The sequence below is a fragment of the Shewanella sp. T24-MNA-CIBAN-0130 genome (assembly GCF_040310185.1).
Lineage (GTDB): Bacteria > Pseudomonadota > Gammaproteobacteria > Enterobacterales > Shewanellaceae > Shewanella > Shewanella psychromarinicola.
In genome coordinates this window covers 1-276 of sequence record NZ_JBEOPP010000279.1, presented here as the reverse complement: position 1 = coordinate 276, position 276 = coordinate 1, and the positions used below count along the sequence as shown (strand labels likewise).

Here is a 276-nt window from a genome sequence, read left to right as displayed (position 1 = left end):
CACTAACCATTCACCTCGTCCAGATAAGGTTGCAGGTAATAGTCGTTCACACAAAAATCCAACTGCTGTCGCCACAATAATGCCACCACAGCCACCAATCGTCATCGCGGTTACGATAGCAATACTGCGCGGTGAAGACTGGCGCTGAGCACTGCGCTTATTTATCCATAACATATTGCCGGTAACAATCATCGCACTAATAGCCATCGCCAAAATAAAGTACAAAATACGGATGTCTAAGCCGGCAAAGTTACTAAAATGCAATGTCACTAGTAC

Annotated in this window: 1 protein-coding gene; it reads right to left on the bottom strand. The window is 44.9% G+C overall.

The window, feature by feature from the left end:
* Positions 1 to 276: PepSY domain-containing protein (locus tag AAEZ02_RS22380; protein WP_351125228.1), on the bottom strand; the 276-nt coding region annotated here is incomplete at both ends.